Source organism: Mycobacterium sp. E136 (genome assembly GCF_001666865.1).
GTDB lineage: Bacteria > Actinomycetota > Actinomycetes > Mycobacteriales > Mycobacteriaceae > Mycobacterium.
Genome location: NZ_LZJE01000191.1, coordinates 1 through 904 on the forward strand (window position 1 = coordinate 1; position 904 = coordinate 904).

The window sequence follows — 904 nt, forward strand, 5'->3', positions numbered from 1 at the left end:
TGCGTCGCCTGCAGGACAGCTTCGCCGCGGTCGACTTCTTTGAGGCGCGTGAACTGCCGTTCCTGATCGCGATCAACGCGGCCTTGGCGGACTGACGGTCGCGCGCGTCGACGGTGATCACCGGGATGTGCTCGGCCAACGCCAGCGCCTTACGCACGGCTGACACCGGATGCCTTGGCGCACCGTCGAATTGGTTGATCGCGATCAGGAACGGCAGTTCACGCGCCTCAAAGAAGTCGACCGCGGCGAAGCTGTCCTGCAGGCGACGCACGTCGACCAGCACGATCGCCCCGATCGCCCCGCTGACGAGGTCGTCCCACATGAACCAGAACCGACGCTGCCCGGGCGTGCCGAACAGGTACAACACCAGGTCGTCGGCCAAGGTGATGCGGCCGAAGTCCATCGCGACCGTCGTGGTGTTCTTCTGCGGTGTGGCCTCCAGGCCGTCGACGCCCGCCGACGCAGTAGTGACCAGGGCCTCGGTCCGCAGCGGCATGATCTCGGAGACCGCGCCGACGAACGTCGTCTTGCCGGCGCCGAAGCCGCCGGAGATGACGATCTTCGTTGCGGATGAGCGCTCGCGCGAAGACCCTGTTGCGGATGAGCGCTCCTCAGAGTGCCTTGAGGCCACGCAGTGTCCTTCCTATCAACTCACGTCTCTCGTCGACGGTGCTCGACTCGCCCAGCGCGCCGCGCACCGCCACATAACCCTGCGTCACGAGATCCCCGATCAGCACCCGCGCCACGCCGAGCGGCAACGACGTGCGCGGGCAGATCCTGGCGATGGGCGTCAATCACCCGTCGGTCGCCGAGATCGCCGCGAAGTTGTCGTTGCCGCTCGGCGTGGCGCGGGTGCTGATCGGGGATCTCGTGACGCAGGGTTATGTGGCGGTGCGCGGCGCGC

Annotated in this window: 2 protein-coding genes and 1 pseudogene; 1 reads left to right on the top strand and 2 read right to left on the bottom strand. The window is 67.1% G+C overall.

Annotation, left to right across the window (positions count from 1 at the left end):
- Together A5698_RS12545 and A5698_RS12550 are read right to left on the bottom strand one after the other, a co-directional pair.
- On the bottom strand, nucleotides 1-631 hold a 631-nt coding region (locus A5698_RS12545; protein ID WP_156670727.1), incomplete at its 3' end, for a GTP-binding protein.
- A pseudogene (locus A5698_RS12550) lies at nucleotides 612-767 on the bottom strand (DUF742 domain-containing protein); the annotation flags it as partial. The pseudogene A5698_RS12550 and the gene A5698_RS12545, both read right to left, overlap by 20 nt.
- A gap of 16 nt (nucleotides 768-783) precedes the next feature.
- Here A5698_RS12550 and A5698_RS27965 point away from each other — a divergent pair.
- Nucleotides 784-904: DUF742 domain-containing protein (locus A5698_RS27965; protein ID WP_502688914.1), on the top strand; the 121-nt coding region annotated here is incomplete at its 3' end.